Here is a 379-nt window from a genome sequence, read left to right as displayed (position 1 = left end):
CTCAAGTGTTTATGGTCAAGATCCATTATGGCTTGCTTGGGTCAGCGATTTAAATAATCTTAAATTAAGCGATCCGACAACTTACCAACACCTGTTAGATACGGTGCACCCAGCACGCTTTAAAGCAGGCCAAGTTATTATCGCAGCCTCTTCATTGATTGGTATTGGACTTGCGATGTATCACTGTGTTGATAGTGATAAGCGCGCACAATATAAGCCAATGTTCTTATCTGCCTGTCTTGCTGTGTTATTAACCGGTGTGACTGAGCCTATTGAATTCATGTTTATGTTTATCGCTCCCGTTTTGTATGTTGCACATGCTGTGTTAACAGGAGTTGCATTTGCGTTGGTCGATGTGATGGACCTACGTGTACATGCC

Annotated in this window: 1 protein-coding gene; it reads left to right on the top strand. The window is 42.7% G+C overall.

Features of this window, described 5'->3' with window-relative positions; genetic code table 11:
* A partial coding sequence (locus tag AB4486_RS24715; protein ID WP_372119327.1) for a PTS transporter subunit EIIC occupies window positions 1-379 on the top strand: 379 nt, incomplete at both ends.

This window comes from Vibrio sp. 10N.222.55.C6 (genome assembly GCF_041473395.1).
Taxonomy (GTDB): Bacteria; Pseudomonadota; Gammaproteobacteria; order Enterobacterales; family Vibrionaceae; genus Vibrio; species Vibrio crassostreae_C.
Note: the sequence above shows the minus strand (reverse complement) of the source record. Positions and strands in the feature narration are given on the sequence as shown.